This is a genomic window from Yersinia massiliensis (genome assembly GCF_003048255.1).
Classification (GTDB): Bacteria; Pseudomonadota; Gammaproteobacteria; order Enterobacterales; family Enterobacteriaceae; genus Yersinia; species Yersinia massiliensis_A.
In genome coordinates this window covers 3,907,073-3,932,674 of sequence record NZ_CP028487.1, presented here as the reverse complement: position 1 = coordinate 3,932,674, position 25,602 = coordinate 3,907,073, and the positions used below count along the sequence as shown (strand labels likewise).

The following is a 25,602-nucleotide window of genomic DNA, read 5'->3' as shown; positions in this document are numbered from 1 at the left end:
ATGCAAAAAAGATTGCTGATGCATAAGCCGGTGTTTGTACTGGGTTGAGCATCAAGTCAGTCGAATCAAAAGGGGCACAGTTGTTTTATCGCTGTGCCCCTCTTTATATCTGTTGATCGGCCTCATCAGCTTGAGATTACGAAGCCCCTAAGTAACTTTTGGCGGCATGGCGAACATTTTCTATCTCATCGATCAATTCAAGCCATTCCGGTTGCAGATCCTGTAGGTCGGTTTGTTGGCGCAACTGCTGCTCAATTGTCATGCAAAGCTGCCTGAGCCGTGGCACGCCGCTACAAGCGCAACTACCATGGAACTTATGAATCAGATTCAGGATATCCTCATCATTCGCCCCCGCTAAAATAGCCTGTACGTGCTCAGTGACTTGCGGCATAAAATCTAACAACATGGTGAGCAGATCTTTAGCGAGTGCTTCTTTATTTGCTGCTTGCCTCACGGCCAAAGGCCAATCTATTGCGCCTGCATACTCATGCGGTGCGAGTGGGCGCATATCGTTTTCTATCGTCAGCGGTGGGGTGCTAGGGTGCAGAAAGCGAGAAAGTGCTTGTAACAGCCGAGCTTCATCAATCGGTTTTGCCAAATAATCAGCCATGCCTAATTTTAGTAATTGCTCTTGTTGCCCTCTCACCGCATGTGCAGTGACGGCAATGATCGGTGTGTCCAGATGGTGGGACATTTGATGAATGATTTCACTGGCACGGATGCCATCAATTTCTGGCATTTGAATATCCATTAAGATGATATCCAAGGTATTTTCTCTTGCGTAGGCAATGGCTTTCGCACCGCTGTCACAGAGCACTGTTTCCGTGACTTGCTCTTCTAGCAGCGTACCAATTAATTTCAGATTTGCGGGGTTGTCATCAACAGCCATCACTTTGAAGGGGAGTTTTAGCGGTTTTTCTGCTTGATCGATAACCGGTGACTCGCTGATTGATTCTTCCGATAACAATAAAGGAATCAGTCGATTAGATGACATTGGCTTGATGAGGCATGCTTTAGCACCTATCAACTTGAGTTGCTCGGCCTCCACTTGTGACTGACTCGGTAGCGCCAGAATCACGCGTTCTGAGATTTTCAACGCCGCAATCAATTTATCCTGATGGACTGCCATATTATTGCGGAACGGAATAGGGACGCCGACGAGCAGAAAATCATAATGCTGAACAGGTAATTGCGCTAAAGTCAGGCTATGAGTGATCTGCAAAGGTGTGATACTGAGAATATCCAGTGTAGCCCTTGCTGCAGCGCTATTGCGCTCAATATAGGCGAGTGTTTTCCCCTCTAAAAACGACATGTCAGGAAGACGATAAGAAATAGTTTCGTTCAGATCCAAAGGGATCTGGAATCTAAACGTTGACCCCTTATCCACCTGACTGTAGAAGCTGATGTCACCCCCCATCTCTTTGACTAGCCTTTCGGTAATGACCAAACCAAGCCCAGTACCACCATGACGGCGTGAAATACTGGCATCCGCTTGGCGAAATGCTTGGAATAACTGAGCTTGCTGCGATTCAGAAATACCGATGCCAGTATCGTGAATCTCTACCACCAGGATGACTTGTTGTGCTGTTTTTGTCTTCACGGCAACCAGAATATCAATGTTGCCCTGTTCGGTGAACTTAATCGCATTTCCAAGCAAGTTCGTGACAATTTGCTGCAAACGCATCGCATCCCCGATCACTTGCTCTGGTACATCATTATTAATGTGTAGCGTCAGTTCCAAACCTTTCTCATGTGCCGTGTGCGTCAGCAAAATGATCACTTCGTCTATCGTGCCGCGCAGTGAGAAGGGGATGTGTTCCAGAATTAATTTCTCAGCTTCCAGTTTGGAGAAGTCCAGCACGTCATTAATGATGCATAACAGGTTATTGGCTGAGCGCTGGATCGTCTGTAAATAGTCGGTTTGCGTTGGCGTGAGTGAGGTTTTCAGTGTTTGGCGAGTAAAGCCAATCACCCCATTGAGTGGAGTACGAAGCTCGTGGGACATGTTCGCGAGAAACTCAGATTTAATTCGCGCAGCTTCCTGAGCACGCTTATTCGCCAATCCCAATTCGACGTTTTGTATCTCCATCTGCTCCAATGTTTCACGCAGATCTGATGTGGCCTGATCGATATTTTGCTGCATCTCTTCGTGATAAGCCGCCAGTGACATCGCCATCGAATTGATACCATTTTTCAGAATATTCAGCTCACCCAACATATGCCCTTCAACTCGGCTATCTAATTGACCGCGACGAATACGGTCAACGGCATTCACCATGTTGCGAATTGGGCCAGTGACATCGCGCATCAGACGATAGGCAAACAAGATGGCGACACACATGCAGAACAGCAATAGCAGGGTCGAAACAAAGATCTCTTTATATTGCTGCAAACGGACGGATTGCAGATCCAGATCGATGGCAATATAGCCTAGTGGCCGACTGGTGATGTCTGAATCTGATTCTCTATCACTGGATAAGTTAGCTTCAGAGACAATGGGCATACGCATAAGGAGCGAGTCACCATGGTAGGAAAGCATCAGTGAACGAGGGATGGACTCACCTTGAGGTAATCTTAATTGTGAGGAATTGTAATTATAGTTAGATGTGACAAAAAGATTATTATCTGCGTCGAAAACGGAAATTGACCGAACAATATTAGAATGACGGCGATGGAATAGATTAATTAACTGACGAATGGTGTCACGGTTACGGAAGGCCATTCCGTATTCACTGGCCACTGCCAGTGGCTCTATAATATTTGTGCCAGCGTTAACTATTTGGTTTTGCAGCTCATTATAGCGGTTTACCATAAACGATGTACTGAGTAACAGCCCAAGAAGCAGCGTGGGGGCTAAGATTAAAATCATCATGCGCGCGCGGAGACTGTATTTGGTCATGGTATTCCAATGTGGGAGAATTAGCAGCTGACGAAACTGATGCTCGATCAATCATTATGGCGCAATTCTACTCTCCAAACCGACGTGTGACGACCCGACAAACGATAACTGTGACAGTAAACTCGCTCGACCCCTTTGGTCAGGGTGTTGCGCGCCACCAAGGCAAAGCTATTTTTATCCCAGGTGCATTACCGGGGGAACAAGCGGAAATTGAGCTATTCGAGCAGAAACGCCAGTATAGCCGTGGCAAACTTAAACGTTTGCTGAACCAAAGCAGCGAAAGGGTCACGCCTCCTTGCCCTCACTTTGCAATTTGTGGAGGCTGTCAGCAGCAACACGCCAGTTGCCAGCTACAACAAAGTAGCAAAGCCGACTCCCTAAAACGTCTGATGATGCAAGTCACGCATATCAACCCTGTACTCGATCCAGTGATCTGCGGACCTGACTACGGCTATCGGCGACGAGCGAGATTAGGACTCGTCTATCAGCCAAAACAGCAGCGATTGCAAATGGGATTTCGTCAAACGGAGTCTCATGATTTGGTTAACATTACGCGCTGTCCGGTGCTACGGCCTGAATTGGAGCGACTGCTACAGCCCCTTCACCAGTGTTTGTCAGCTTTGCAGGCCGTGCAGCGATTAGGGCATGTGGAACTGGTGTTGGCAGATAACGGTCCATTGCTGGTTCTACGTCACCTTGATACCCTAAAAGAGGTAGATCGTACCGCGTTAGCCGATTTTGCCCAACGAGAGCGGGTGACCCTATATTTGGCTGGCGATAGTGAGAATTTAGATAAACTCTTTGGTGAGGAACCCTATTACCAAATCGACGGTCTACGCTTAGCATTCCATCCGCGGGATTTTATTCAGGTCAATGATGCGGTCAACCAGCAAATGGTGGCTCAGGCTGTGGCATGGCTTGATGTGCAGCCAGATGAACGAGTGTTGGATTTGTTTTGTGGTATGGGTAATTTTACGTTGCCGCTGGCAAAACGCGCACGTGAAGTGGTTGGGGTGGAAGGAGTTGCGGCGTTAGTGGCGAATGGGCAGTATAATGCGCGATATAATGTTTTGCCCAATGTGTCATTTTTCCATGAAAATCTCGAATCTGATATTCGATGCCAGCCTTGGGCGGCACAAGGGTTCGATAAAGTATTATTAGACCCTGCGCGCGCTGGTGCTGCTGGGGTCATGTCACATATAGTTAAACTGGCGCCAAAGCGAGTGGTGTATGTTTCGTGTAATCCCACTACGCTGGCACGGGATAGTCAGGTGTTATTAGCCGCCGGTTACCGTCTTGCCCAGGTGCGAATGTTAGATATGTTTCCCCACACCGGGCATCTTGAATCTATGGCGCTGTTCATACAGGCGTCAGGGGTCGCAAAGTAGGGAGAAGTTATGGTTGCGGTACGAAGTGCACATTTGAATCCCGCGGGCGAGTTTGCGCTCGACGATTGGATTGCCAGTTTGGGGCTTCCCAATCCGCAGTCATGTGAGCGATTAGCCGAAACCTGGCGTTACTGTGAACAACAGACGCAAAACCATCCCAATGCTTCGCTATTGCTGTGGCGTGGCCTTGAAATGGTTGAAATTCTATCCACGCTGAGTATGGATAATGACAGCATGCGCGCGGCGCTACTGTTCCCGCTGGTGGATGCCAATGTGGTTGATGAAGCTACATTGACCGAACAGTTCGGTAAAGGTATTACCTATCTGGTGCATGGTGTGCGTGATATGGACGCCATTCGTCAGTTAAAAGCCACCCATAATGACTCCATGAGCTCTGAGCAAGTCGATAACGTGCGCCGCATGTTACTGGCGATGGTGGAGGATTTTCGCTGTGTGGTCATCAAACTAGCCGAACGCATCGCGCATCTGCGTGAAGTAAAAGATGCACCTGAAGATGAACGGGTGTTGGCGGCTAAAGAGTGTTCCAATATTTATGCCCCGTTAGCAAACCGCTTGGGGATTGGCCAGATCAAGTGGGAGTTAGAAGACTTTTGCTTCCGTTATCTGCACCCCGATGAATATAAGCAAATCGCTAAATTACTCCACGAGCGCCGTATCGATCGTGAACAATTTATTGATGATTTCGTCGCGTCATTGCGCCAAGCGATGGCGGATGAAGGCATCAAAGCTGAGATTTATGGCCGTCCTAAGCACATCTACAGCATTTGGCGCAAAATGCAGAAAAAATCACTCGCGTTTGATGAGTTGTTTGATGTGCGTGCCGTGCGAGTGGTGGTCGAGCGTTTACAGGATTGTTATGCCGCGTTGGGGATTGTGCATACCCATTTTCGTCATTTGCCAGACGAATTTGATGATTATGTCGCTAACCCTAAACCTAATGGCTATCAGTCGATTCACACGGTTGTGCTCGGGCCACGCGGTAAAACGCTTGAAATTCAAATTCGTACCCGCCAAATGCATGAAGATGCTGAGCTGGGGGTCGCTGCGCACTGGAAATATAAAGAAGGCGCAGTTGCGGCAGGTCGCTCTGGTTATGAAGGGCGCATTGCTTGGTTACGTAAGCTGATTGCTTGGCAAGAAGAGATGGCCGATTCCGGCGAAATGCTGGATGAAGTACGCAGTCAGGTCTTCGACGACCGCGTCTATGTGTTTACCCCGAAAGGTGATGTCATTGATTTGCCAGCCGGTTCAACACCGCTGGACTTTGCCTATCATATCCACAGTGACGTGGGGCATCGGTGTATCGGCGCGAAAATCAGTGGGCGCATCGTTCCCTTTACCTACCAGTTGCAGATGGGTGATCAAATTGAAATCATCACTCAGAAACAGCCAAACCCAAGTCGTGATTGGTTGAATCCGAATCTTGGTTACGTCACCACTAGCCGTGGGCGTTCCAAGATACATAACTGGTTCCGAAAACAAGACCGAGATAAGAATATCCTTGCTGGCCGGCAGATGCTCGATGACGAACTCGAGCATATGGATATCAGCCTAAAAGAGGCTGAGAAGCTACTGGTACCGCGCTATAACATGAATTCTATGGATGAAGTGTTAGCGGCTATTGGTGTCGGTGATATTCGTTTGAATCAGATGGTGAACTTCCTGCAAGGGAAACTGAATAAGCCGACAGCAGAAGAGGCTGATTTAGAAGCGCTACGCCATCTGAACAACAAAACGCCACCGCCGCCGCGTAATGCCAGTAAAGACAGCGGGCGGATTGTGGTCGAAGGTGTCGGCAACCTGATGCACCACATCGCTCGTTGCTGCCAGCCGATCCCCGGTGATGAGATTGTCGGTTTTATCACGCAGGGAAGGGGGATATCTATCCACCGCGCAGACTGTGAACAGTTGGCTGAATTACAATCTCATGCGCCTGAGCGAATTGTCGATGCGGTTTGGGGAGAGAGTTATTCCAGCGGCTATTCACTTGTCGTGCGTGTAACCGCCAATGACCGCAGCGGCTTGCTCCGCGACATCACCACTATTTTGGCGAATGAAAAAGTTAATGTGTTGGGTGTTGCCAGCCGTAGCGATACCAAAAAGATGGTGGCAACCATTGATATGGATATCGAGATCTATAACTTGCAAGTGCTCGGGCGAGTATTGGCAAAGCTCAATCAGCTACCTGATGTGATAGATGCCCGCCGTCTTCACGGCAATTAGTGATCCTTAAACTGCGACTGTGCCTCGCTATTTAAGCTTGGTGCAGTTCGCACTTAGGCGGGCAGTGCTCGCTGTGTCTTGACTTATATAGTGAAATTGATGAATACGAATCAGCCTGCAACTGACACCACCGCACTCGCCTTGCAACGTTTGTTGGATATTATGCGCACCTTGCGTGATCCGGAACAAGGTTGTCCGTGGGACCGTAAACAGACGTTTGATACGATCGCCCCTTATACGTTGGAAGAAACTTACGAAGTGCTTGACGCGATTCAGCGCAAGGATTTTGATGACTTACGTGATGAACTGGGCGATTTGCTGTTCCAAGTGGTGTTTTATGCCCAAATGGGGCAGGAGCAGGGGCTGTTTGCCTTTGACGATGTCTGCCATGCCATCAGCGATAAATTAGTGCGTCGCCATCCCCATGTGTTCCCCGATGAACCGCAGCACGCATCAGAAGCAAACATGGGCAGTGAGGCCGCGTTGGCAGGTTGGGAATCCCGTAAAGCGGAAGAACGAGCGGAGAAAGCGTTGTATTCGGCCTTGGATGATATTCCTGATGCGCTGCCGGCTTTAATGAAAGCACATAAAATTCAGAAACGCTGTGCGTCGGTGGGTTTTGATTGGGATACATTGGGGCCGGTGCTAGACAAAGTTTACGAAGAGATCGATGAAGTGATGTTCGAGGCGCGTCAAGCTGTGGTCGATGAAGATAAACTGGGTGAAGAGATCGGTGATTTGCTGTTTGCCACAGTGAACTTGTCTCGCCATCTAGGCCACAAAGCTGAAAATGCCCTGCAAGCCGCTAATCGAAAGTTTGAACGGCGTTTTCGTCAAGTAGAACAAATCGTTACCGCATCAGGCCGGACCATGGAAACGGCCACACTTGATGAAATGGAAGCCGCTTGGCAGCAAGTTAAAAAGCAAGAAACTGAAATGTAAGGTGTTTTAATTCATTTCATGGATGATTACGGAATTTGAATTACGTTAATTAATTGAATTATAACGAATAATAAGATGATGTTACGGGCAGTTTTAGCCGCGTAAACTGCCAGGGTAGCGGAGATCATTTGTAGCGAAACCAAGGTTCCGGTATACTACTTTCCCGTCTTGGTACTTCCATCGTCTTTAAACCTAAACTCTCAGGTTCAGCATGACAACTAATTATATTTTTGTGACCGGCGGGGTTGTATCCTCTCTGGGTAAAGGCATTGCCGCAGCCTCTCTGGCGGCTATACTTGAAGCCCGTGGCCTCAACGTAACCATCATGAAACTGGACCCGTATATCAACGTGGATCCAGGCACCATGAGCCCGACACAACACGGGGAGGTTTTTGTCACCGAAGATGGTGCTGAGACCGATCTGGATTTAGGGCACTATGAGCGCTTCATTCGCACCAAAATGACCCGTCGTAATAACTTCACCACGGGCCGTATCTATTCCGAAGTCCTGCGTAAAGAACGTCGTGGCGACTATCTCGGCGCAACCATTCAAGTTATTCCGCATATCACCAATGCTATCAAAGAGCGCATCATCGAAGGCGGCGAAGGCCATGATGTTGTCTTAGTTGAAATTGGTGGTACGGTCGGGGATATCGAGTCTCTGCCATTCTTGGAAGCGATTCGTCAGATGGCGGTTGATGTTGGCCGCGAGCATACACTTTACATGCACCTGACGTTAGTTCCTTATCTGGCTGCGGCCGGTGAAGTGAAAACTAAGCCGACTCAACATTCGGTAAAAGAACTGCTTTCGATTGGTATTCAGCCAGATGTGCTGATTTGCCGTTCTGATCGCGCAGTTCCTGCTAATGAACGCGCTAAAATTGCGTTGTTCTGTAATGTGCCAGAGAAAGCCGTTATCTCCCTAAAAGATGTTGATTCCATTTATAAAATCCCAGGGCTATTGAAATCACAGGGCCTTGACGATTATATTTGTAAACGATTCAGCTTAACTTGTCCTGAAGCAAATCTTGCCGAGTGGGAACAGGTATTATACGAAGAATCAAATCCAGGTGGGGAAGTCACCATCGGGATGATCGGCAAATATGTAGAATTGCCGGATGCCTATAAATCGGTGATTGAAGCCTTGAAACACGGCGGGCTGAAAAATCGCCTCACGGTGAACATTAAGCTGATTGATTCGCAGGATGTTGAGACACGTGGCGAAGAGATGCTAAAAGGGCTGGATGCGATCCTTATTCCGGGTGGTTTTGGCTACCGCGGTGTAGAAGGCAAAGTTTTGGCGGCACGTTATGCACGTGAGCACAATATTCCTTACCTGGGCATTTGCTTGGGGATGCAAGTTGCACTGATGGAGTTTGCCCGCAATGTTGCGGGGATGGAAAACGCGAACTCTACAGAATTTGTGCCAGACTGTAAGTATCCGGTGGTTGCGTTAATCACCGAATGGCGTGATGAAGACGGCAACGTTGAAGTCCGTACGGAAGAAAGCGATTTGGGCGGTACTATGCGTGTGGGGGGGCAGCAATGTCACCTGACCGAAGGTAGCTTGGTACGTCAGATGTATGGCGAACCGACCATCGTTGAGCGCCATCGTCACCGCTATGAAGTCAACAACATGTTGTTGAAGCAGATTGAAGCTGCCGGCCTGCGCGTTGCTGGGCGCTCTGCGGATAACAAACTGGTGGAGATTATCGAGTTGCCAAACCATCCGTGGTTTGTCGCTTGCCAGTTCCATCCAGAATTTACTTCGACGCCACGTGATGGTCACCCGTTGTTCGCCGGCTTTGTGAAAGCGGCTGGTGAGTATCAGAAGCGCCAGGTGAAATAAAATATTTGGTAGAAGGGGCGGCAGCGATGTCGCCCCCTCTGTCTGGAGTTTTAGTTTAACTTGTACTGAGGAAAATCTAATGTCCAAAATCGTTAAAGTCATCGGTCGCGAAATCATCGACTCCCGTGGTAACCCAACTGTAGAAGCTGAAGTTCATTTGGAAGGCGGTTTCGTTGGTTTGGCTGCGGCACCATCAGGTGCTTCTACTGGTTCCCGTGAAGCACTGGAACTGCGTGACGGTGACAAATCCCGTTTCCTGGGCAAAGGCGTTCTGAAAGCCGTTGCAGCAGTAAATGGTCCAATTGCTCAGGCAGTTTTGGGTAAAGATGCCAAAGACCAGGCTAACATCGATAAAATCATGATCGATCTGGACGGTACTGAGAACAAATCCCAGTTTGGCGCTAACGCCATCTTGGCCGTTTCTCTGGCAGCAGCGAAAGCAGCCGCAGCGTCTAAAGGCATGCCTTTGTATGAGCACATTGCTGAACTGAATGGCACTCCAGGCAAATTCTCTATGCCATTGCCTATGATGAACATCATCAACGGTGGCGAGCACGCTGATAACAACGTTGATATTCAAGAGTTCATGATCCAGCCTGTTGGCGCTAAAACCCTGAAAGAAGCTGTTCGTATGGGTTCTGAAGTGTTCCATCATCTGGCTAAAGTATTGAAGTCTAAAGGTATGAACACTGCTGTTGGTGACGAAGGTGGCTACGCGCCAAACCTGGGTTCTAACGCTGAAGCACTGGCTGTTATCGCAGAAGCGGTAAAAGCAGCAGGTTACGAGCTGGGTAAAGACATTACTCTGGCGATGGACTGTGCAGCATCTGAGTTCTACAAAGACGGTAAATATGTTCTGGCTGGCGAAGGCAACAAAGCCTTCACTTCTGAAGAGTTCACTCACTTCTTGGAAGACCTGACCAAACAATACCCAATCGTTTCCATCGAAGATGGCTTGGACGAATCTGACTGGGCTGGCTTCAAATACCAGACCGAAGTTCTGGGTGACAAAATCCAGTTGGTGGGCGATGACTTGTTCGTGACCAATACCAAGATCCTGAAAGAAGGCATCGAGAAAGGTATTGCTAACTCTATCCTGATTAAATTCAACCAGATCGGTTCTCTGACCGAAACTCTGGCTGCTATCAAGATGGCGAAAGATGCAGGTTACACCGCGGTTATCTCTCACCGTTCAGGCGAAACCGAAGATGCGACCATTGCTGATCTGGCAGTAGGTACAGCAGCAGGCCAAATCAAAACAGGTTCTATGAGCCGTTCTGACCGTGTTGCTAAATACAACCAACTGATCCGTATCGAAGAAGCGCTGGGTGACCGTGCGCCATTCAACGGCCTGAAAGAAGTGAAAGGCCAGTAATTACTGCGCTTTGTCTTCTCTAAAGTTGATTGATAAAACCCGCCGAGAATGGCGGGTTTTTTTATGAAATAAATCCTACCCTAAACTTATCCAATCATTTTTTTATCATTTGGTTCTCTTGTGCAAGATTCTTCTGAAACTGGCGCATAACCCTCTCCAGACTCACATCTATTACACAGGCTACCGTGTAGATAATTTATAAGCCGTTATCATTATTAATGATCAGATTGATTTAATAACAATGCATAACGGAAGATAACTAATGAAACTGAAATACTTACTGTTACCGGCAATATTGTTCTCCAGCAGCTTGTTTGCCGCGGAAGTGACTGTCACCATGAATGAAGCTTTGCCAGAAGGTAATGGCAAAGCGCTGGGCACGGTTACGGTAACTGAAACGGCTTATGGCTTATTGTTTACCCCTAATCTGACAGGGCTGACCACCGGTATTCATGGTTTCCATTTGCATGAAAACCCAAGTTGCGCAGCAGGCCAGAAAGAGGGCAAATCCGTGCCAGCGCTAGCGGCTGGCGGTCATTTTGACCCGCAAAAAACGGGCGTACATCTTGGCCCTTACTCAGATAAAGGGCATTTGGGTGACCTACCGGGACTGGTCGTCAATGCCGATGGTACTGCCAACTATCCAGTACTGGCTCCGCGCCTAAAGTCGTTAACTGAGCTGAAACAGCATGCGTTGATGATTCATGCGGGTGGCGATAACTATGCTGACCATCCAATGGCACTTGGCGGCGGCGGTGCACGGATGGTCTGTGGCGTCATCGAGTAACGGATGACGAGCTGGATAACCCAATAGGCCACATCAAAGCGGCCTATTTGGTCACAGCCATGGAATCTGCGATAATCGCCCATTGGCCTGAATCACGATATAGAGAAACTGATGCTGTACCCGATTAATGAAATGTTCCAGACCTTGCAGGGCGAGGGTTACTTCACCGGTGTTCCGGCGATTTTTGTACGCTTGCAAGGCTGCCCAGTGGGCTGTAGTTGGTGTGATACCAAGCATACTTGGGAGAAAGAGGCGGATCGGGAAGTTGATATGCAGCGCATTATGGTGAAAACCGCCGAAAGTGATGCTTGGGGTTCCGCCACTGAGCAGCAGTTACTCGATATCTTTGCTCAACAAGGATATACCGCCCGCCACGTCGTGATTACTGGGGGTGAGCCATCTATTTACGATCTGCTCCCCCTCACTTTTGCACTTGAGCAAGCCGGCTATAGCTGCCAAATTGAAACCAGCGGGACTCACGAAGTGCGGTGCTCGGCCGAGACTTGGGTGACAGTATCGCCGAAAGTGAATATGCGCGGTGGCTTGAAAATCCTCCCCCAAGCTCTGCAACGCGCAGATGAAATTAAGCATCCGGTCGCGCGTTTGCGGGATATTGAAGCATTAGAAGTGTTGTTGGCGACGCTGCATGACGATAAGAAACGAGTCGTTGCGTTGCAGCCAATCAGTCAGAAGGATGAGGCGACTAAACTTTGTATCGAAACCTGTATCGCCAAGAACTGGCGGCTATCGATGCAAACGCATAAATATCTCAACATCGCCTGAGATGAAGGGCGTGGACGCGCCCTAACGAACTATTTATCCGTGAGACATTTATCCGCGAGACATTTACTCACGAAACACCTCTCCACAAAACACTGACTCGCGAACTATTTACCCACGATAGACGCAGCCCGCAGAGCAGGTTTCTTTCACCATCACGGCGCTTAATTCCGGTAATTGAGGCTTAAGCTGCTGCCAAATCCAACTGGCCAACACTTCACTGGTGGGGTTTTCCAAACCAGGGATATCGTTGAGATAGTGGTGATCCAACCGCGCCCAAATGGGGTTAAAGGCTGCTTTCAGATCAGCAAAATCCATCACCCAGCCTGAATGAGCGTCAACTTCACCAGTCACCTCGATACGAACCATAAATGAATGGCCGTGCAGGCGACCACATTTGTGCCCTTCTGGCACATGGGGCAACAGGTGAGCGGCTTCAAACTGAAAATCTTTAAATAGGGTAGTGCTCATCATTCTGACCTTTTTGACTCGAAAAACTGCCGCATAGTACCGGAAAGTAGCGATTCTGGCTATGAATGCACAGCTTCACGAACCCAGTTTAGCCCACGACGCCACCATCAACGTTACGTAGCTCTCTGATTTATATGCAGACATACTAAACCGGCAGCTTGATATCTACCGGCGAGAAATTTCCTAATGAGTTGAACACTTTAACTCATATTAGTTACCTGAAAAACCGCTTAGTCGTTTTAGTTATTTATTATTTCCATCGCTTCTTTAATTGTTATGATCGGGATGGTTAACCTTACAAACCATATACCCTTGGTACGTGAAGTTTCAGAGGCGAGAGCCGCGTTCATTCGCAGGCTACCAATCAGCAACACTTAGGGTGTCAACTTTTGGCGTAAACTCTTCTCGCTGGCAATCATGTGCATTAACCATGGCTAAAGCATAAAGGAATTCCTACAGCAATGACGACTCAGGCTCCTCCTACTTCTTTACTTCCGCTGTCGCCGGAACAGTTGGCCCGCTTACAAACCGCGGTTGGTGATTTATCGCCAACCCAAATGGCATGGCTGTCCGGTTACTTCTGGGGCATGGTTAACCAGCAACCTGGCACAGTGGCATCTCCTGCCGCGATAGCGCCACCAGCGGTAACAATCACCCTGATTTCAGCTTCTCAAACCGGTAATGCAAGGCGTTTGGCTGAACAGTTGCGTGATGACCTCGTTGCCGCAAAGCTCAGCGTGAATTTGGTTAATGCGGGTGATTATAAGTTTAAGCAAATTGCGCAGGAACGCCTGCTCGTTGTTGTGGCCTCAACACAGGGTGAAGGTGAGCCAGCGGAAGAAGCCGTTGCATTGCACAAATTCCTATTCTCTAAAAAGGCCCCCAAGTTACCTGAAACCGCTTTTGCGGTGTTCGGTTTGGGTGACACCTCTTACGAACATTTCTGTCAGGCAGGCAAAGATTTTGACAGCAAACTGGCTGAGCTAGGTGCTGAACGGTTATTAGATCGTGTCGATGCTGATGTGGAATATCAAGAATCAGCCCAACAATGGCGTCAGCAAGTTGTTGCAGCGTTGCAGGCAAGAGTTCCCGCTCAATCTACGGCGGCAGTAGTCGCAACGCAAAGTGGTGCCGTTGATGAAATCACGTCTAGTCCCTACAGCAAAACAGCCCCGTTGACTGCGCAACTGTCAGTTCAGCAAAAAGTGACTGGCCGTAATTCAGAAAAAGATGTGCGCCACATCGAAATTGATTTAGGTGATTCTGGACTGCGTTACCAACCGGGTGATGCATTGGGTGTCTGGTTTGATAATGACCCGACTCTGGTCGAAGAATTACTCGCGCTTCTGTGGTTGAAAGGTGATGAGTTAGTGAGTATTGATGGGCAAAACATGCCGTTGCAACAAGCGCTGGTCAGCCATCTTGAGCTAACACAAAACACCACCGTGATCGTCGACAAATACGCAGCAATGTCTCGTGATGAAACCCTGATTGCATTATTGGCCGACAAACCAGCGCTGCAGCAGTATGCGAAAAATACCCCAATCGTCGATATGGTGCGTCAAGCCCCCTCTGATTTGAACGCTGACCAACTCGTGGCGTTATTACGACCACTGACACCGCGCCTTTACTCCATTGCTTCATCACAAGCAGAAACGGAAACTGAAGTGCATATCACCGTGGGCGTGGTGCGTTATGAGATTGATGGCCGCCCGCGTACTGGCGGAGCATCGGGCTATCTGGCTGACCGACTGGCGGTTGATGGCGATATCCGTATCTTCATCGAACATAACGATAATTTCCGTTTACCGGCGAACCCAGAAACGCCCGTTATCATGATTGGCCCCGGCACGGGTATCGCGCCCTTCCGCGCCTTTATGCAACAGCGTGAAGCGATTGGCGCTTCGGGTAAAAACTGGCTGCTTTTTGGTAACCCGCATTTCACCGAGGACTTCCTCTATCAGGTTGAATGGCAGCGTTATGTCAAAGACGGTTTACTGACTCGCATTGATCTGGCTTGGTCGCGCGATCAGGCCCATAAAATATACGTACAAGACAAACTGCGCGAACAGGGCGCAGAGCTGTGGCGCTGGATTCAAGAAGGCGCTCACATTTACGTCTGTGGCGATGCTAACCGCATGGCAAAAGACGTCGAGCAGGTTTTACTGGACGTGGTGGCTGAGCACGGTGCAATGGATACCGAGCAGGCTGATGAATATTTAAGTGAGCTGCGCTTGGCGCGCCGTTATCAGCGGGATGTGTACTGATGAATGAAAAACACCCAGGGCCACTGGTCGTGACCGGTAAACTGTCCGATGGCGAACGCATGAAATCGGAGAGTCGTTTCCTGCGCGGGACGATTGCCGAAGATCTGAATGACGGTCTGACCGGCGGTTTCAACGGCGATAACTTCCTGTTGATTCGCTTCCACGGCATGTATCAGCAAGATGACCGCGATATCCGTGCAGAACGTGCAGAGCAGAAGTTGGAGCCTCGCCATGCCATGATGCTGCGCTGCCGCTTACCGGGCGGAATTATCACCCCGCAGCAGTGGTTGGGGATTGATAAATTCGCGGCAGATAACACCCTATATGGCAGCATTCGTATTACCAACCGCCAGACATTCCAATTTCATGGCATCCTTAAGGGCAATGTGAAACCGGCTCATCAGCTGCTTAATGAACTGGGGCTAGATGCCTTGGCGACCGCCAATGATGTTAACCGTAACGTGCTCTGTACATCGAACCCCGTCGAGTCGGTGCTGCATCAGGAAGCTTACGAATGGGCGAAAAAGATTTCTGAACATTTGCTGCCACGCACCCGAGCTTATGCCGAAATTTGGCTGGATGCGGAAAAAGTGGCGACCACGGATGAAGAGCCTATTCTCGGCGCGACCTATTTACCGCGTAAATTTAAAACCACAGTGGTTATTCCACCGCAAAATGATGTCGACCTCCATGCTAACGACCTCAACTTTGTTGCGGTCGCGGAAAAAGGCAAGTTGGTTGGTTTTAACGTGTTGGTAGGTGGCGGCCTTTCCATTGCTCACGGCGATAAAAATACCTATCCACGTAAAGCCAGTGAATTTGGCTATATCCCGCTACAACACACATTGGCTATCGCTGAAGCGGTGGTGACGACCCAGCGCGACTGGGGTAACCGTACTGATCGTAAAAATGCCAAAACCAAGTACACGCTTGAGCGCGTGGGTGTTGAGACCTTCAAAGCGGAAGTTGAAAAACGTGCTGGCGTGAGTTTTGGTGCCACCAAACCTTATCAATTTACCGGCCGTGGTGATCGTATTGGTTGGGTGAAGGGTGTCGATAAAAAGTGGCATCTCACCCTCTTTATTGAGAATGGGCGTTTGCTGGATTACCCCGGCCGTAGCCTGAAAACCGGTGTGGCAAAGATAGCTAAAATCCATCAGGGCGATTTCCGTTTGACCGCGAACCAGAACCTGATTGTGGCGGGTGTGCCGGAAAAAGAGAAATCCCGTATTGAGGCATTAGCCCGTGAGCATGGTTTGATGGACGATAATGTCAGCCCACAGCGTGAAAACTCGATGGCTTGTGTGTCATTCCCCACCTGCCCACTGGCGATGGCAGAGGCTGAGCGTTTCTTGCCTGAATTCGTGACCCGTATTGAAGGTATTTTGCAGCAACATGGCCTACCCGATGAACATATTGTCATGCGGGTGACTGGTTGTCCGAACGGTTGTGGTCGTGCATTGTTGGCTGAAATGGGGTTGGTTGGGAAAGCGGTTGGCCGCTATAACTTACATCTGGGCGGCAATCGGGAAGGCACTCGCATCCCCCGTATGTATCGCGAAAATATTACCGAAGATGAAATTCTGGCGATTACCGATCAATTAGTGGGGCGCTGGGCGAAAGAACGTCATACAGATGAAGGCTTCGGGGACTTTGTGATTCGTGCGGGTGTGGTTGCGCCAGTGATTGATTCAGCCCGTGACTTTTATGAAGTGCGGGAGGCGGTATGAGTCGAATCAACCTCAGTGAGTTGAATTCATTACCGAAAGTCGAGCAGGTGCTGGCATTGGCGGAGCTTAACAACGAACTTGAGACATTATCCGCGCAGGCGCGGGTAAGCTGGGCGTTGGATAATCTCCCCGGCGAGTTCGTGCTTTCGTCCAGCTTTGGTATTCAGGCGGCGGTCTGCTTGCATCTGGTCACCCGCCAGCGGCCAGATATTCCGGTGATCCTCACCGATACCGGATATCTATTCCCTGAAACCTATCAGTTTATCGATGCGTTGACCGAGCAACTGCAACTTAACTTGCAGGTGTTTCGTGCACCACAAAGCCCTGCGTGGCAGGAAGCCCGTTACGGCAAGTTATGGGAGCAGGGTGTCGAGGGTATCGAGCGCTACAATGAGCTGAACAAAGTGGAGCCGATGAATCGGGCGCTAGATACATTGGGCGCGCAAACGTGGTTTGCCGGTTTACGCCGTGAGCAATCGGGTAGCCGTGCACAGTTACCGGTGTTGGCTGTTCAGCGGGGTGTATTTAAGCTATTACCGATCATTGATTGGGATAATCGGCAGGTTTATCAGTATTTGACCCAAAATGGCCTGAGCTATCATCCGTTGTGGGAGCAAGGTTATTTGTCTGTCGGTGATACCCATACGACACGTAAATGGGAACCCGGGATGAGCGAAGAAGAGACTCGGTTCTTCGGCCTGAAACGTGAATGCGGCCTGCATGAAGGCTGATGCGGTAGATCAGCTGTAGTGATGCATCAACGATATAGAGGGCGCAAAATACCCACCGAGAGTTATACGCGAGAAAGATGAGAAAGGGCGGCCAATATGACCACCCTAGCGTTGATTTCATTGAGTTTCTGCTTGTTTTGCGCAGTATTTCGCAGGTTGAGATTACCTCTTAGCGGCAGCTAACGCTTCTATCAGCGGTTGCAATATCTTGACGGTATCGTGGGTACGTTTGGTGATTCGCTCTGGCAAGAACTTATCCAGATAATTTAAGTTATCGAGTTGGCTCTGGTGGCGGGTCGTGCCCTGTGGAAAGTGGCTGCTGATGGCGCGTTGCTGGCAACCGTCTTTCTTGCCCAAACTGGCGTTACTGGCCTCGACAGATAACAGCGGCAAGCCGGCTGCCTCAAAGAGGTTTTTATCAGCCCGACACGGCGATACGGCCTGATATTGCAGGGGAGCCGCAGAGATGCCATAACGCCGCGCCAGCTTCAATGCTTGCGTTTGCGCTGCAATGGCTGACGGTTGTTGATTGGCGCTAAAATAAAGGCGATCTCCGGTGATCAGGCCATCCAAATTAATGACCAGCAAGGTATTCGCCTTCTCTGTTTGACTCATGCGCTCCAAATAGTTCTCGGTGCCTTGCGCCCCAATCTCTTCTGCACTGAGGGCGACAAAGCGCAAATCATAGCGCAACGGGATCGCTTTTAGGCGCTCTGCCAGTTCTAGCATAACGCCCACCCCAGCAGCATTATCATCAACGCCTTGCAGCGTCAGACCGCCAAGGTTGTTATCTAAATCCATGTCGCTTTGCGGCGTGTAGGTATCAAAGTGCGCCATGATAACAATCTGTTTCTGCTCATCCGCTTTAGCCGCAGCATTGGGCTGAGTAATCGTCGCATTACGGGCGGCAATCACCGAGGTTGCACTCAGTGTCCGCCAGCTTTGTTTACCATTTTTACTGGTATAGAGATAGCGCGTATTAAAGCCGCGCAGGTTGCTTTGATAACCCATCTGCTGGAAGCGATGATTGATGTACTCAGCGGCCAACAACTCTGCGGGACTACCCGCCATTCGGCCGGGGAAATAGGTGCTGATATGGCGAGTTTGCTGTTCCGCAATTTTACCGACAGCTTGGGAATTAGCGGCCTGTAATGGCAGAGCGATAGTGAAACACAGTGTGAATAATGCCCACTTTAGGCGACGGCGGGAAAACATACCGAAATATCCTTGTCATAGTTTGGGCCATGTCTGTTGGCATGGTTAACGCAGTGCTAAGCGGTGCTTAGTATGAAACTGTCCGCACAAATTAACAATTTGTATGATTCTTAAATTGCAGAAAGATGAACCCAAAAAGCGTTTCAATGATAACGAGCAAACATAGCTGCAAGCTATACCATTACGGCTATATATCATTATGGAACTTGTAATTACTTTTAGTCATTTCATAAGGCCATGGCCCCCCCCTATAGTCACCCTACGCTTTATCATGTAATTGAAGGCCGTTGTGGATTATCTACCTCTATTTGCCGACTTAAAACAGCGCCCCGTATTGGTCGTTGGCGGCGGTGAAGTTGCTGCGCGAAAAATTGACTTGTTGCACCGCGCTGGCGCTCAGGTGCGGGTAGTGGCGCAGACGCTTTCATCTGAACTTGAACAACAGCATCAGGATGGCCGTATTCACTGGCTGGCGAAGGTTTTCTTGCCGGAGCAGCTAGATGAGGTGTTTCTGGTGATTGCAGCCACTAACGATACCGTACTCAATGCGGCTGTTTTTACCGCGGCAGATCAACGTCGTATTTTAGCCAACGTGGTGGATGATCAACCTCGCTGCTCGTTTATCTTCCCGTCGATTGTCGATCGTTCTCCGTTGGTGGTGGCTATCTCTTCTGCCGGTCAAGCGCCGGTGCTGGCGAGAATCCTACGCGAAAAATTGGAAGCGCTGTTACCCGCCAGTCTGGGGGAAATGGCTGCGGTCGCGGGGCGTTGGCGTGGACGTGTTAAGCAACAGATTCAAACCATGGGCGCACGTCGTCGTTTTTGGGAAAACGCCTTCAGCGGCCGTTTTGCCAGTTTGATCAGTCGTGGTCAGTTAGCACAAGCAGAAGACGAATTGCAGCAGTCGCTGGACGGGCAGGGGAGCACACTGGGTGAGATTGCCTTGGTAGGGGCTGGCCCCGGCGACCCTGGTTTGCTGACACTACGTGGCTTACAAGTGATTCAGCAGGCTGATGTGGTGCTCTATGACTATTTAGTCAGTCCGGAAGTATTGGATTTAGTCCGCCGCGATGCTGAGCGCATTTGTGTCGGTAAACGGGCAGGCGCACATTCAGTCGCGCAGGAAGAAACCAACCAATTACTGGTGACTCTCGCACAGAAAGGCAAGCGAGTGGTGCGGTTGAAAGGGGGCGATCCCTTTATCTTTGGCCGAGGTGGAGAAGAGTTACAGGTCGCCGCGCAAGCTGGCATCCCGTTTCAAGTGGTGCCGGGGGTGACAGCGGCGGCAGGGGCGACGGCCTACGCGGGTATCCCTCTGACTCACCGTGATCATGCACAGAGCGTGACTTTTATCACCGGTCATTGCCGCGGTGATGGTGATGATTTGGATTGGCAAGCATTGGCACGTGGTCGCCAAACGTTGGCGATTTACATGGGCACGGTGAAAGCGGCTGAAATTAGCCAGCATTTAATGACACATGGCCGAGCGAGCACAACGCCAGTGGCGGTCATTAGTCGGGGCACTCGCGCAGACCAACAAGTCCGTATCGGCACGTTAGCTGAGCTTGAATCACTCGCGCATCAGGCTCCCACACCCGCCTTGCTGGTTATCGGTGAAGTGGTGGATTTACATCACCAAATCGCTTGGTTTGGGCAACAACGACAGACTGAACAGGCCATTAGCCCGTCAGTCGTGAATTTGGCATAAAGGATCTGTTATGGACGAAAAACGACTCACTCATTTGCGGCAATTGGAGGCGGAGAGTATCCATATCATCCGTGAAGTGGCCGCCGAATTCGGTAACCCGGTGATGCTCTATTCCATCGGCAAAGACTCCTCTGTGATGCTGCATTTGGCGCGCAAAGCCTTCTTCCCCGGTAACTTACCTTTCCCGTTATTGCATGTGGATACCGGTTGGAAATTCCGTGAAATGTACGAATTTCGTGACCGTACAGCTAAAGCTTTTGGCTGTGAGTTGCTGGTGCACCGCAATCCAGAAGGTGTAGCCATGGGGATTAATCCCTTTGTTCATGGCAGTGCCAAACATACCGATATCATGAAAACTGAGGGCCTTAAGCAAGCCTTGAACAAATACGGATTTGATGCCGCTTTCGGTGGCGCACGGCGTGACGAAGAGAAATCGCGTGCCAAAGAGCGTATTTACTCTTTCCGTGACCGCTTCCACCGCTGGGACCCCAAAAATCAGCGTCCTGAGCTGTGGCACAACTACAACGGTCAGATTAATAAAGGCGAAAGTATTCGCGTCTTCCCGCTGTCCAACTGGACAGAGCTGGATATCTGGCAATACATCTTCTTGGAAAAAATCGACATTGTGCCGCTGTATTTAGCGAAACCACGGCCGGTAGTGGAGCGCGATGGGATGTTAATGATGGTGGATGACGATCGCATCGATTTACAACCGGGTGAAGTGATCACTCAGAAGATGGTGCGTTTTCGCACATTGGGCTGCTGGCCACTCACCGGTGCGGTGGAGTCTGAGGCCGAAACCTTACCTGCCATCATCGAAGAGATGCTTATCTCGACCACCAGTGAGCGTCAGGGTCGAATGATCGACCGCGATCAATCCGGCTCCATGGAGCTTAAAAAGCGTCAGGGATATTTCTGAGGAGCGCCCGATGAACACCAAATTACAAAACAAACCTATTGCGGCAGATCAATCAGCGCTCGATAGCCGGTCGATGATTTTACAAAGCAGCTCCATTGCCGAGCAAATTGCCAATGAAGGCGGCGTCGAAGCTTACCTGCACGCGCAACAACACAAAACCATGCTGCGTTTTTTAACCTGCGGGAGTGTCGATGACGGTAAAAGTACTTTAATTGGACGTTTACTGCATGATACCCGCCAAATCTACGAAGATCAGCTGACCACGCTGCACACTGACAGCAAGCGATTGGGTACGCAGGGTGAAAAGCTAGATCTGGCGTTACTGGTGGATGGGTTACAAGCTGAGCGCGAGCAGGGCATCACCATTGATGTGGCTTATCGCTACTTCTCGACAGAGAAACGCAAATTTATCATCGCCGACACTCCAGGACATGAGCAGTACACCCGTAATATGGCCACGGGCGCATCGACTTGCGATTTGGCGATTTTGTTGATTGATGCCCGAAAAGGGGTGTTAGACCAAACTCGCCGTCATAGCTTTATTGCGACCTTGCTGGGGATCCGCCATTTAGTGGTGGCAGTGAACAAAATGGATTTGGTGGATTATCAGGAAAGTGTCTTCGAGCAATTTAAAGAAGACTACCTGAGTTTTGCTGAACAGTTACCGGCTGATCTGGATATTAAGTTTGTGCCACTGTCGGCGCTGGATGGCGATAATGTGGCCTCCCCGAGCGAGCGAATGAATTGGTATTCTGGCCCGACACTGCTTGAAGTGCTGGAAAGCGTTGATGTGGTGAATGCGCGCCGCCAACAACCGTTACGCTTCCCTGTCCAGTACGTCAACCGCCCTAATTTAGATTTCCGCGGTTATGCCGGCACCTTATCTGCTGGCGTGGTGCGTGTTGGGCAAAAAATCAAAGTCCTGCCTTCTGGTGTGGAATCGACAATTGCCCGTATCGTGACCTTTGATGGTGATTTGACTGAAGCTGTCCCCGGAGAAGCTATCACGCTGGTACTGACCGATGAAGTGGATATCAGCCGTGGTGACTTGCTGGTAGATGCCAGCGATACACTAAAAGCGGCGCAAAATGCGTTGGTTGATATTGTGTGGATGGCTGAGCAACCGCTGGTGGTTGGGCAAAGCTATGACATCAAAGTCGCGGGTAAAAAGACGCGCGCGCGGGTGGAAAAAATCCAATATCAGGTTGAGATCAACTCACTGACCCAGCGGGTGGTGGAAAGTTTGCCGCTTAATGGTATCGGATTGGTTGAATTGGCGTTCGATGAGCCACTGGTGCTGGATAGCTACCAAAGTAACCACGAAACCGGTGGCATGATCTTTATTGACCGGCTGAGTAATGTGACTGTGGGTGCGGGCCTGATTCGCGAAACATTGGAATCGGTCTATCAAGAAAGCACGGAGTTTAGTGCCTTTGAGCTGGAACTGAATGCGCTGGTTCGCCGCCACTTCCCACACTGGGGTGCGCGTGATTTATTAGGGGGGAAATAGCGTGTCAGTTGAACATGCCACGCCAGCCGATGAGAATATCGTCTGGCACCCTCATGCTGTCACTCGACAGGATCGAGAACAACAGCATGGACATCAGGGCGTCGTGCTCTGGTTTACCGGCTTATCTGGTTCAGGTAAATCGACTGTGGCCGGTGCGCTTGAACAGGCCCTGTTCGCTCGCGGTGTTAGCACTTACTTGCTGGATGGCGACAATGTTCGTCATGGCTTGTGTCGCGATTTGGGTTTTTCTGATGATGATCGACGCGAAAATATCCGTCGGGTCGGCGAGGTCGCCAAATTAATGGTGGATGCCGGTCTGGTGGTACTCACGGCGTTTATCTCTCCGCATCGTGCGGAGCGCCAAATGGTACGCGATATGCTGGCATCAGGTCAGTTTATCGAGGTGTTTGTCGACACGCCATTAGCCATTTGTGAGGCCCGCGACCCTAAGGGGTTGTACAAAAAAGCCCGTGCCGGAGAGCTAAAAAACTTCACCGGCATCGATGCCGTTTACGAATCGCCGGAAGACGCAGATATTCATTTGCAGGGTGAACAATTAGTAACAAATTTGATTGAACAATTGTTAGACGTACTACGTGATAGCGCTATTATCAAATCCTAAACCTATAACCTACGTCAATGTTGCCGCAGGGCCATCAATTAACGTTAGTTTCGTACACTCGCCCGACTCTCTTACTGATGTAAGCATATCGGGCTGAGTAGGCCACCTATTCTGGGCTGAGTCTGCGAGCTGGCATTGATGAAAACTGCCGACTTGTCATGCCAAAGACGTTGGTATTTAGGGACTTATTGTCACGGGCAAAACGTCTTTAGAACGTGCCGGTAAACTGTACCTACAGGATTTGTATGCTGAATGTCACCCAAATTACGATAGACGAACAACGAGAGCGAGATGAACCTTCATACTCCTTTTTCGGTGGCGTTACTGGTTTTGTGTTCTATTGGTTGGCGTTTGCGATCCCTTTCTTTATCTATGGCCCCAATACCCTCTTTTTCCTGTTGTACACTTGGCCGTTCTTTCTGGCACTCATGCCGCTTTCGGTGTTGATTGGGATCATGCTCAGTGTGCTATCGCGCGGTAATTTACTGATGACCATCGGTGGTACGGGGATTGCGGTGCTGTGCTTGTTCTGGATGTTATTCTCATTTCTCACCGGTTGGTGAGCAGCAATCTGCGGGCCATTGGGTTACCCCGGTAACAGCCCGCTTGTCGACTTTTTACCTGTTATCTTTGAGCCGAGAGCACCTTACTCAGGAATGCTTGTGTGCGCGGATTGCTTGGCGCAGTAAAGATCTCCTCTGGTTTCCCCTCTTCTTGAATCACGCCTTGGTCAATAAACAGCACGCGGTCAGCGACATCACGGGCAAAGCCCATTTCGTGGGTGACGACGACCATGGTCATGCCTTCTAGTGCCAATGCTTTCATCACAGACAGCACTTCCTCCACCAACTCAGGATCAAGTGCTGACGTTGGCTCGTCAAACAACATGATGGTGGGTTCCATCGCCAGTGCTCTGGCAATCGCGACACGCTGCTGTTGCCCGCCAGAGAGGCTACTTGGATAAGCATCAATCTTATCCAGCAAACCCACCTTGCGCAGTAACAACTCAGCGCGTTCGATAGCCTGTGAGCGCGGCAGTTTTTTGACATCCATCGGGGCCATAATCAGATTTTCCAGCACGGTCATATGTGGAAACAGATTAAAGCGTTGGAATACCATGCCGACACTTTCGCGCATACGATTGAGATCCGTTTTTGGATTGTGGATCTCAAAACCGTTCACTGTAATTTCGCCACCGGACAAGGTTTCCAACGCATTTATGCAGCGTAAAAAAGTACTTTTCCCAGAACCGGATGGGCCAATGATGCAGACCACTTCTTTTGGCTGAATGTCACATGAAATGCCACGCAACACATGGGTTTCACCAAATTGTTTTTGCAGGTTATGTACGTGAATCACTTTTACCGAACCTCTTTTCCATATGTCGCACTAACAGCGAAAGTAAAAACGTAATGACCCAATAAACCACTGAAATAACCAGATAGGGTTCCCAATACGTGGCATAGGCACCGGAGACGGTTCGCGCGGCATAGGCTAAGTCAGCCAGCCCAATGGCGGAGGCCAACGATGAGTCTTTCACAATCGCAATGGCGTTGTTCCCCAGCGGCGGCAACATACGGCGGAAAGCCTGCGGCAGAATCACCTTACGCATGGTTTTACCGTAGCTCATCCCCAGCGAGCGAGATGCCTCCATTTGACCACGATCGATTGATTGAATACCCGCTCGGAATATCTCAGAGACATAAGCCCCAGCATTGAGAGTGATCGCCACGATACAAGATAAAAAAGCACCATAATCAGAGCGCAGCATGCGGGCAAAATCAGAAGACATAATGCCATTGGTGACGAGAATGCCATCCCGCGGATTGATAAATAGCGGCACCAACGCAAAGTGCACCACCATTATTTGCACAAACAGCGGTGTTCCTCGAATCGCACTAATATAGATACGCACTGGCCATTGAACACAGTAATGCAGTACCGGCTTCCAAATACCATGAGGTGCTTGCGCCAACCGCCCCAGCCCCAGCGTTAACCCCCAAGTTGTTCCCAAAATCACACAGATAATGGTGCACTTAATCGTCATCCAAGCACCATCCATAAACAGCGGGGCGTATTCTTGAATGATTTCCCAACGAAATCCTGACATATGAAATCCAAATACCCGAGGATCTTGACGCGAACACCAAGATCCTGAGGGCTAA

20 protein-coding genes are annotated in these 25,602 nt (G+C 49.8%); 15 read left to right on the top strand and 5 right to left on the bottom strand.

Going from position 1 to position 25,602, the window contains the following annotated elements; translation table 11 throughout:
- Positions 1-136 precede the first annotated feature (136 nt).
- Positions 137-2,899: a two-component sensor histidine kinase BarA gene (barA, locus tag DA391_RS18315; protein ID WP_108088053.1), complete on the bottom strand. Its 2,763-nt coding sequence runs from the start codon at positions 2,897-2,899 to the stop codon at positions 137-139.
- Positions 2,900-2,955: 56 nt separating this feature from the next.
- Here barA and rlmD point away from each other — a divergent pair, with 56 nt between their 5' ends.
- From rlmD to queE, 7 genes are all read left to right on the top strand, one after another.
- The gene (rlmD, locus tag DA391_RS18310) at positions 2,956-4,287 is read left to right on the top strand and encodes a 23S rRNA (uracil(1939)-C(5))-methyltransferase RlmD (RefSeq protein WP_057651368.1); all 1,332 of its coding nucleotides are present in this window, start codon (positions 2,956-2,958) and stop codon (positions 4,285-4,287) included.
- Between the two features lie 9 nt (positions 4,288-4,296).
- A complete protein-coding gene (gene relA / locus DA391_RS18305; protein ID WP_050080286.1) occupies positions 4,297-6,531 on the top strand; it encodes a GTP diphosphokinase in 2,235 nt (744 codons plus the stop codon).
- A 99-nt stretch (positions 6,532-6,630) separates the two neighbouring features.
- The gene (gene mazG / locus DA391_RS18300) at positions 6,631-7,473 is read left to right on the top strand and encodes a nucleoside triphosphate pyrophosphohydrolase (protein ID WP_050080287.1); all 843 of its coding nucleotides are present in this window, start codon (positions 6,631-6,633) and stop codon (positions 7,471-7,473) included.
- Positions 7,474-7,684: 211 nt separating this feature from the next.
- On the top strand, positions 7,685-9,322 hold the full coding sequence (pyrG, locus tag DA391_RS18295; RefSeq protein ID WP_005167247.1) for a glutamine hydrolyzing CTP synthase: 1,638 nt from the start codon (positions 7,685-7,687) through the stop codon (positions 9,320-9,322).
- Between the two features lie 79 nt (positions 9,323-9,401).
- Positions 9,402-10,697 (top strand): phosphopyruvate hydratase, encoded by a 1,296-nt coding sequence (gene eno, locus DA391_RS18290; RefSeq protein ID WP_019211017.1) that lies wholly within the window; start codon positions 9,402-9,404, stop codon positions 10,695-10,697.
- Positions 10,698-10,959: 262 nt separating this feature from the next.
- A complete protein-coding gene (sodC, locus tag DA391_RS18285) occupies positions 10,960-11,484 on the top strand; it encodes a superoxide dismutase family protein (RefSeq protein WP_050285875.1) in 525 nt (174 codons plus the stop codon).
- A 111-nt stretch (positions 11,485-11,595) separates the two neighbouring features.
- Positions 11,596-12,267 carry a 7-carboxy-7-deazaguanine synthase QueE gene (gene queE, locus DA391_RS18280; protein WP_108088052.1) on the top strand — a complete coding sequence of 224 codons (672 nt, stop codon included), beginning with the start codon at positions 11,596-11,598 and terminating at the stop codon, positions 12,265-12,267.
- A 108-nt stretch (positions 12,268-12,375) separates the two neighbouring features.
- On the opposite strand, the gene queD is transcribed toward queE, so the two are convergent.
- Entirely contained in the window at positions 12,376-12,735 is a 360-nt protein-coding gene (gene queD / locus DA391_RS18275; RefSeq protein WP_019211014.1) for a 6-carboxytetrahydropterin synthase QueD, read from the bottom strand.
- Between the two features lie 461 nt (positions 12,736-13,196).
- Here queD and cysJ point away from each other — a divergent pair, with 461 nt between their 5' ends.
- From cysJ to DA391_RS18260, 3 genes are read left to right on the top strand one after another with little or no spacing between them, the layout of a single operon-like run.
- The gene (gene cysJ, locus DA391_RS18270) at positions 13,197-15,002 is read left to right on the top strand and encodes an NADPH-dependent assimilatory sulfite reductase flavoprotein subunit (protein WP_108088051.1); all 1,806 of its coding nucleotides are present in this window, start codon (positions 13,197-13,199) and stop codon (positions 15,000-15,002) included.
- Complete coding sequence (gene cysI / locus DA391_RS18265; RefSeq protein ID WP_050080293.1) at positions 15,002-16,732, top strand: assimilatory sulfite reductase (NADPH) hemoprotein subunit; 1,731 nt, start codon at positions 15,002-15,004, stop codon at positions 16,730-16,732. The genes cysJ and cysI overlap by 1 nt, the downstream gene beginning before the upstream one ends.
- A complete protein-coding gene (locus tag DA391_RS18260) occupies positions 16,729-17,463 on the top strand; it encodes a phosphoadenylyl-sulfate reductase (protein WP_050080295.1) in 735 nt (244 codons plus the stop codon). The genes cysI and DA391_RS18260 overlap by 4 nt, the downstream gene beginning before the upstream one ends.
- A 162-nt stretch (positions 17,464-17,625) precedes the next feature.
- Here DA391_RS18260 and DA391_RS18255 read toward each other — a convergent pair whose 3' ends face one another.
- Positions 17,626-18,678, bottom strand: coding sequence for an aminopeptidase (locus DA391_RS18255; protein WP_108088050.1), 1,053 nt, complete (start codon positions 18,676-18,678; stop codon positions 17,626-17,628).
- A 289-nt stretch (positions 18,679-18,967) separates the two neighbouring features.
- Between DA391_RS18255 and cysG the strand changes: the two genes are divergently transcribed.
- The 5 genes from cysG to DA391_RS18230 all read left to right on the top strand — a co-directional run bounded on the left by cysG (position 18,968) and on the right by DA391_RS18230 (position 24,000).
- Positions 18,968-20,386 (top strand): siroheme synthase CysG, encoded by a 1,419-nt coding sequence (gene cysG, locus DA391_RS18250; protein WP_050872530.1) that lies wholly within the window; start codon positions 18,968-18,970, stop codon positions 20,384-20,386.
- Positions 20,387-20,396: 10 nt separating this feature from the next.
- A complete protein-coding gene (gene cysD, locus DA391_RS18245; RefSeq protein ID WP_050080301.1) occupies positions 20,397-21,305 on the top strand; it encodes a sulfate adenylyltransferase subunit CysD in 909 nt (302 codons plus the stop codon).
- A 10-nt stretch (positions 21,306-21,315) separates the two neighbouring features.
- Positions 21,316-22,815: a sulfate adenylyltransferase subunit CysN gene (gene cysN, locus DA391_RS18240; RefSeq protein ID WP_172986862.1), complete on the top strand. Its 1,500-nt coding sequence runs from the start codon at positions 21,316-21,318 to the stop codon at positions 22,813-22,815.
- A 1-nt stretch (position 22,816) separates the two neighbouring features.
- Entirely contained in the window at positions 22,817-23,437 is a 621-nt protein-coding gene (gene cysC / locus DA391_RS18235) for an adenylyl-sulfate kinase (RefSeq protein WP_049604758.1), read from the top strand.
- A 245-nt stretch (positions 23,438-23,682) separates the two neighbouring features.
- A complete protein-coding gene (locus tag DA391_RS18230; protein ID WP_050285882.1) occupies positions 23,683-24,000 on the top strand; it encodes a DUF3561 family protein in 318 nt (105 codons plus the stop codon).
- A gap of 61 nt (positions 24,001-24,061) precedes the next feature.
- On the opposite strand, the gene DA391_RS18225 is transcribed toward DA391_RS18230, so the two are convergent.
- On the bottom strand, positions 24,062-24,796 hold the full coding sequence (locus tag DA391_RS18225; protein ID WP_049604757.1) for an amino acid ABC transporter ATP-binding protein: 735 nt from the start codon (positions 24,794-24,796) through the stop codon (positions 24,062-24,064).
- On the bottom strand, positions 24,780-25,547 hold the full coding sequence (locus DA391_RS18220) for an amino acid ABC transporter permease (RefSeq protein WP_050080307.1): 768 nt from the start codon (positions 25,545-25,547) through the stop codon (positions 24,780-24,782). The genes DA391_RS18225 and DA391_RS18220 overlap by 17 nt, the downstream gene beginning before the upstream one ends.
- Between the last annotated feature and the right edge of the window lie 55 nt (positions 25,548-25,602).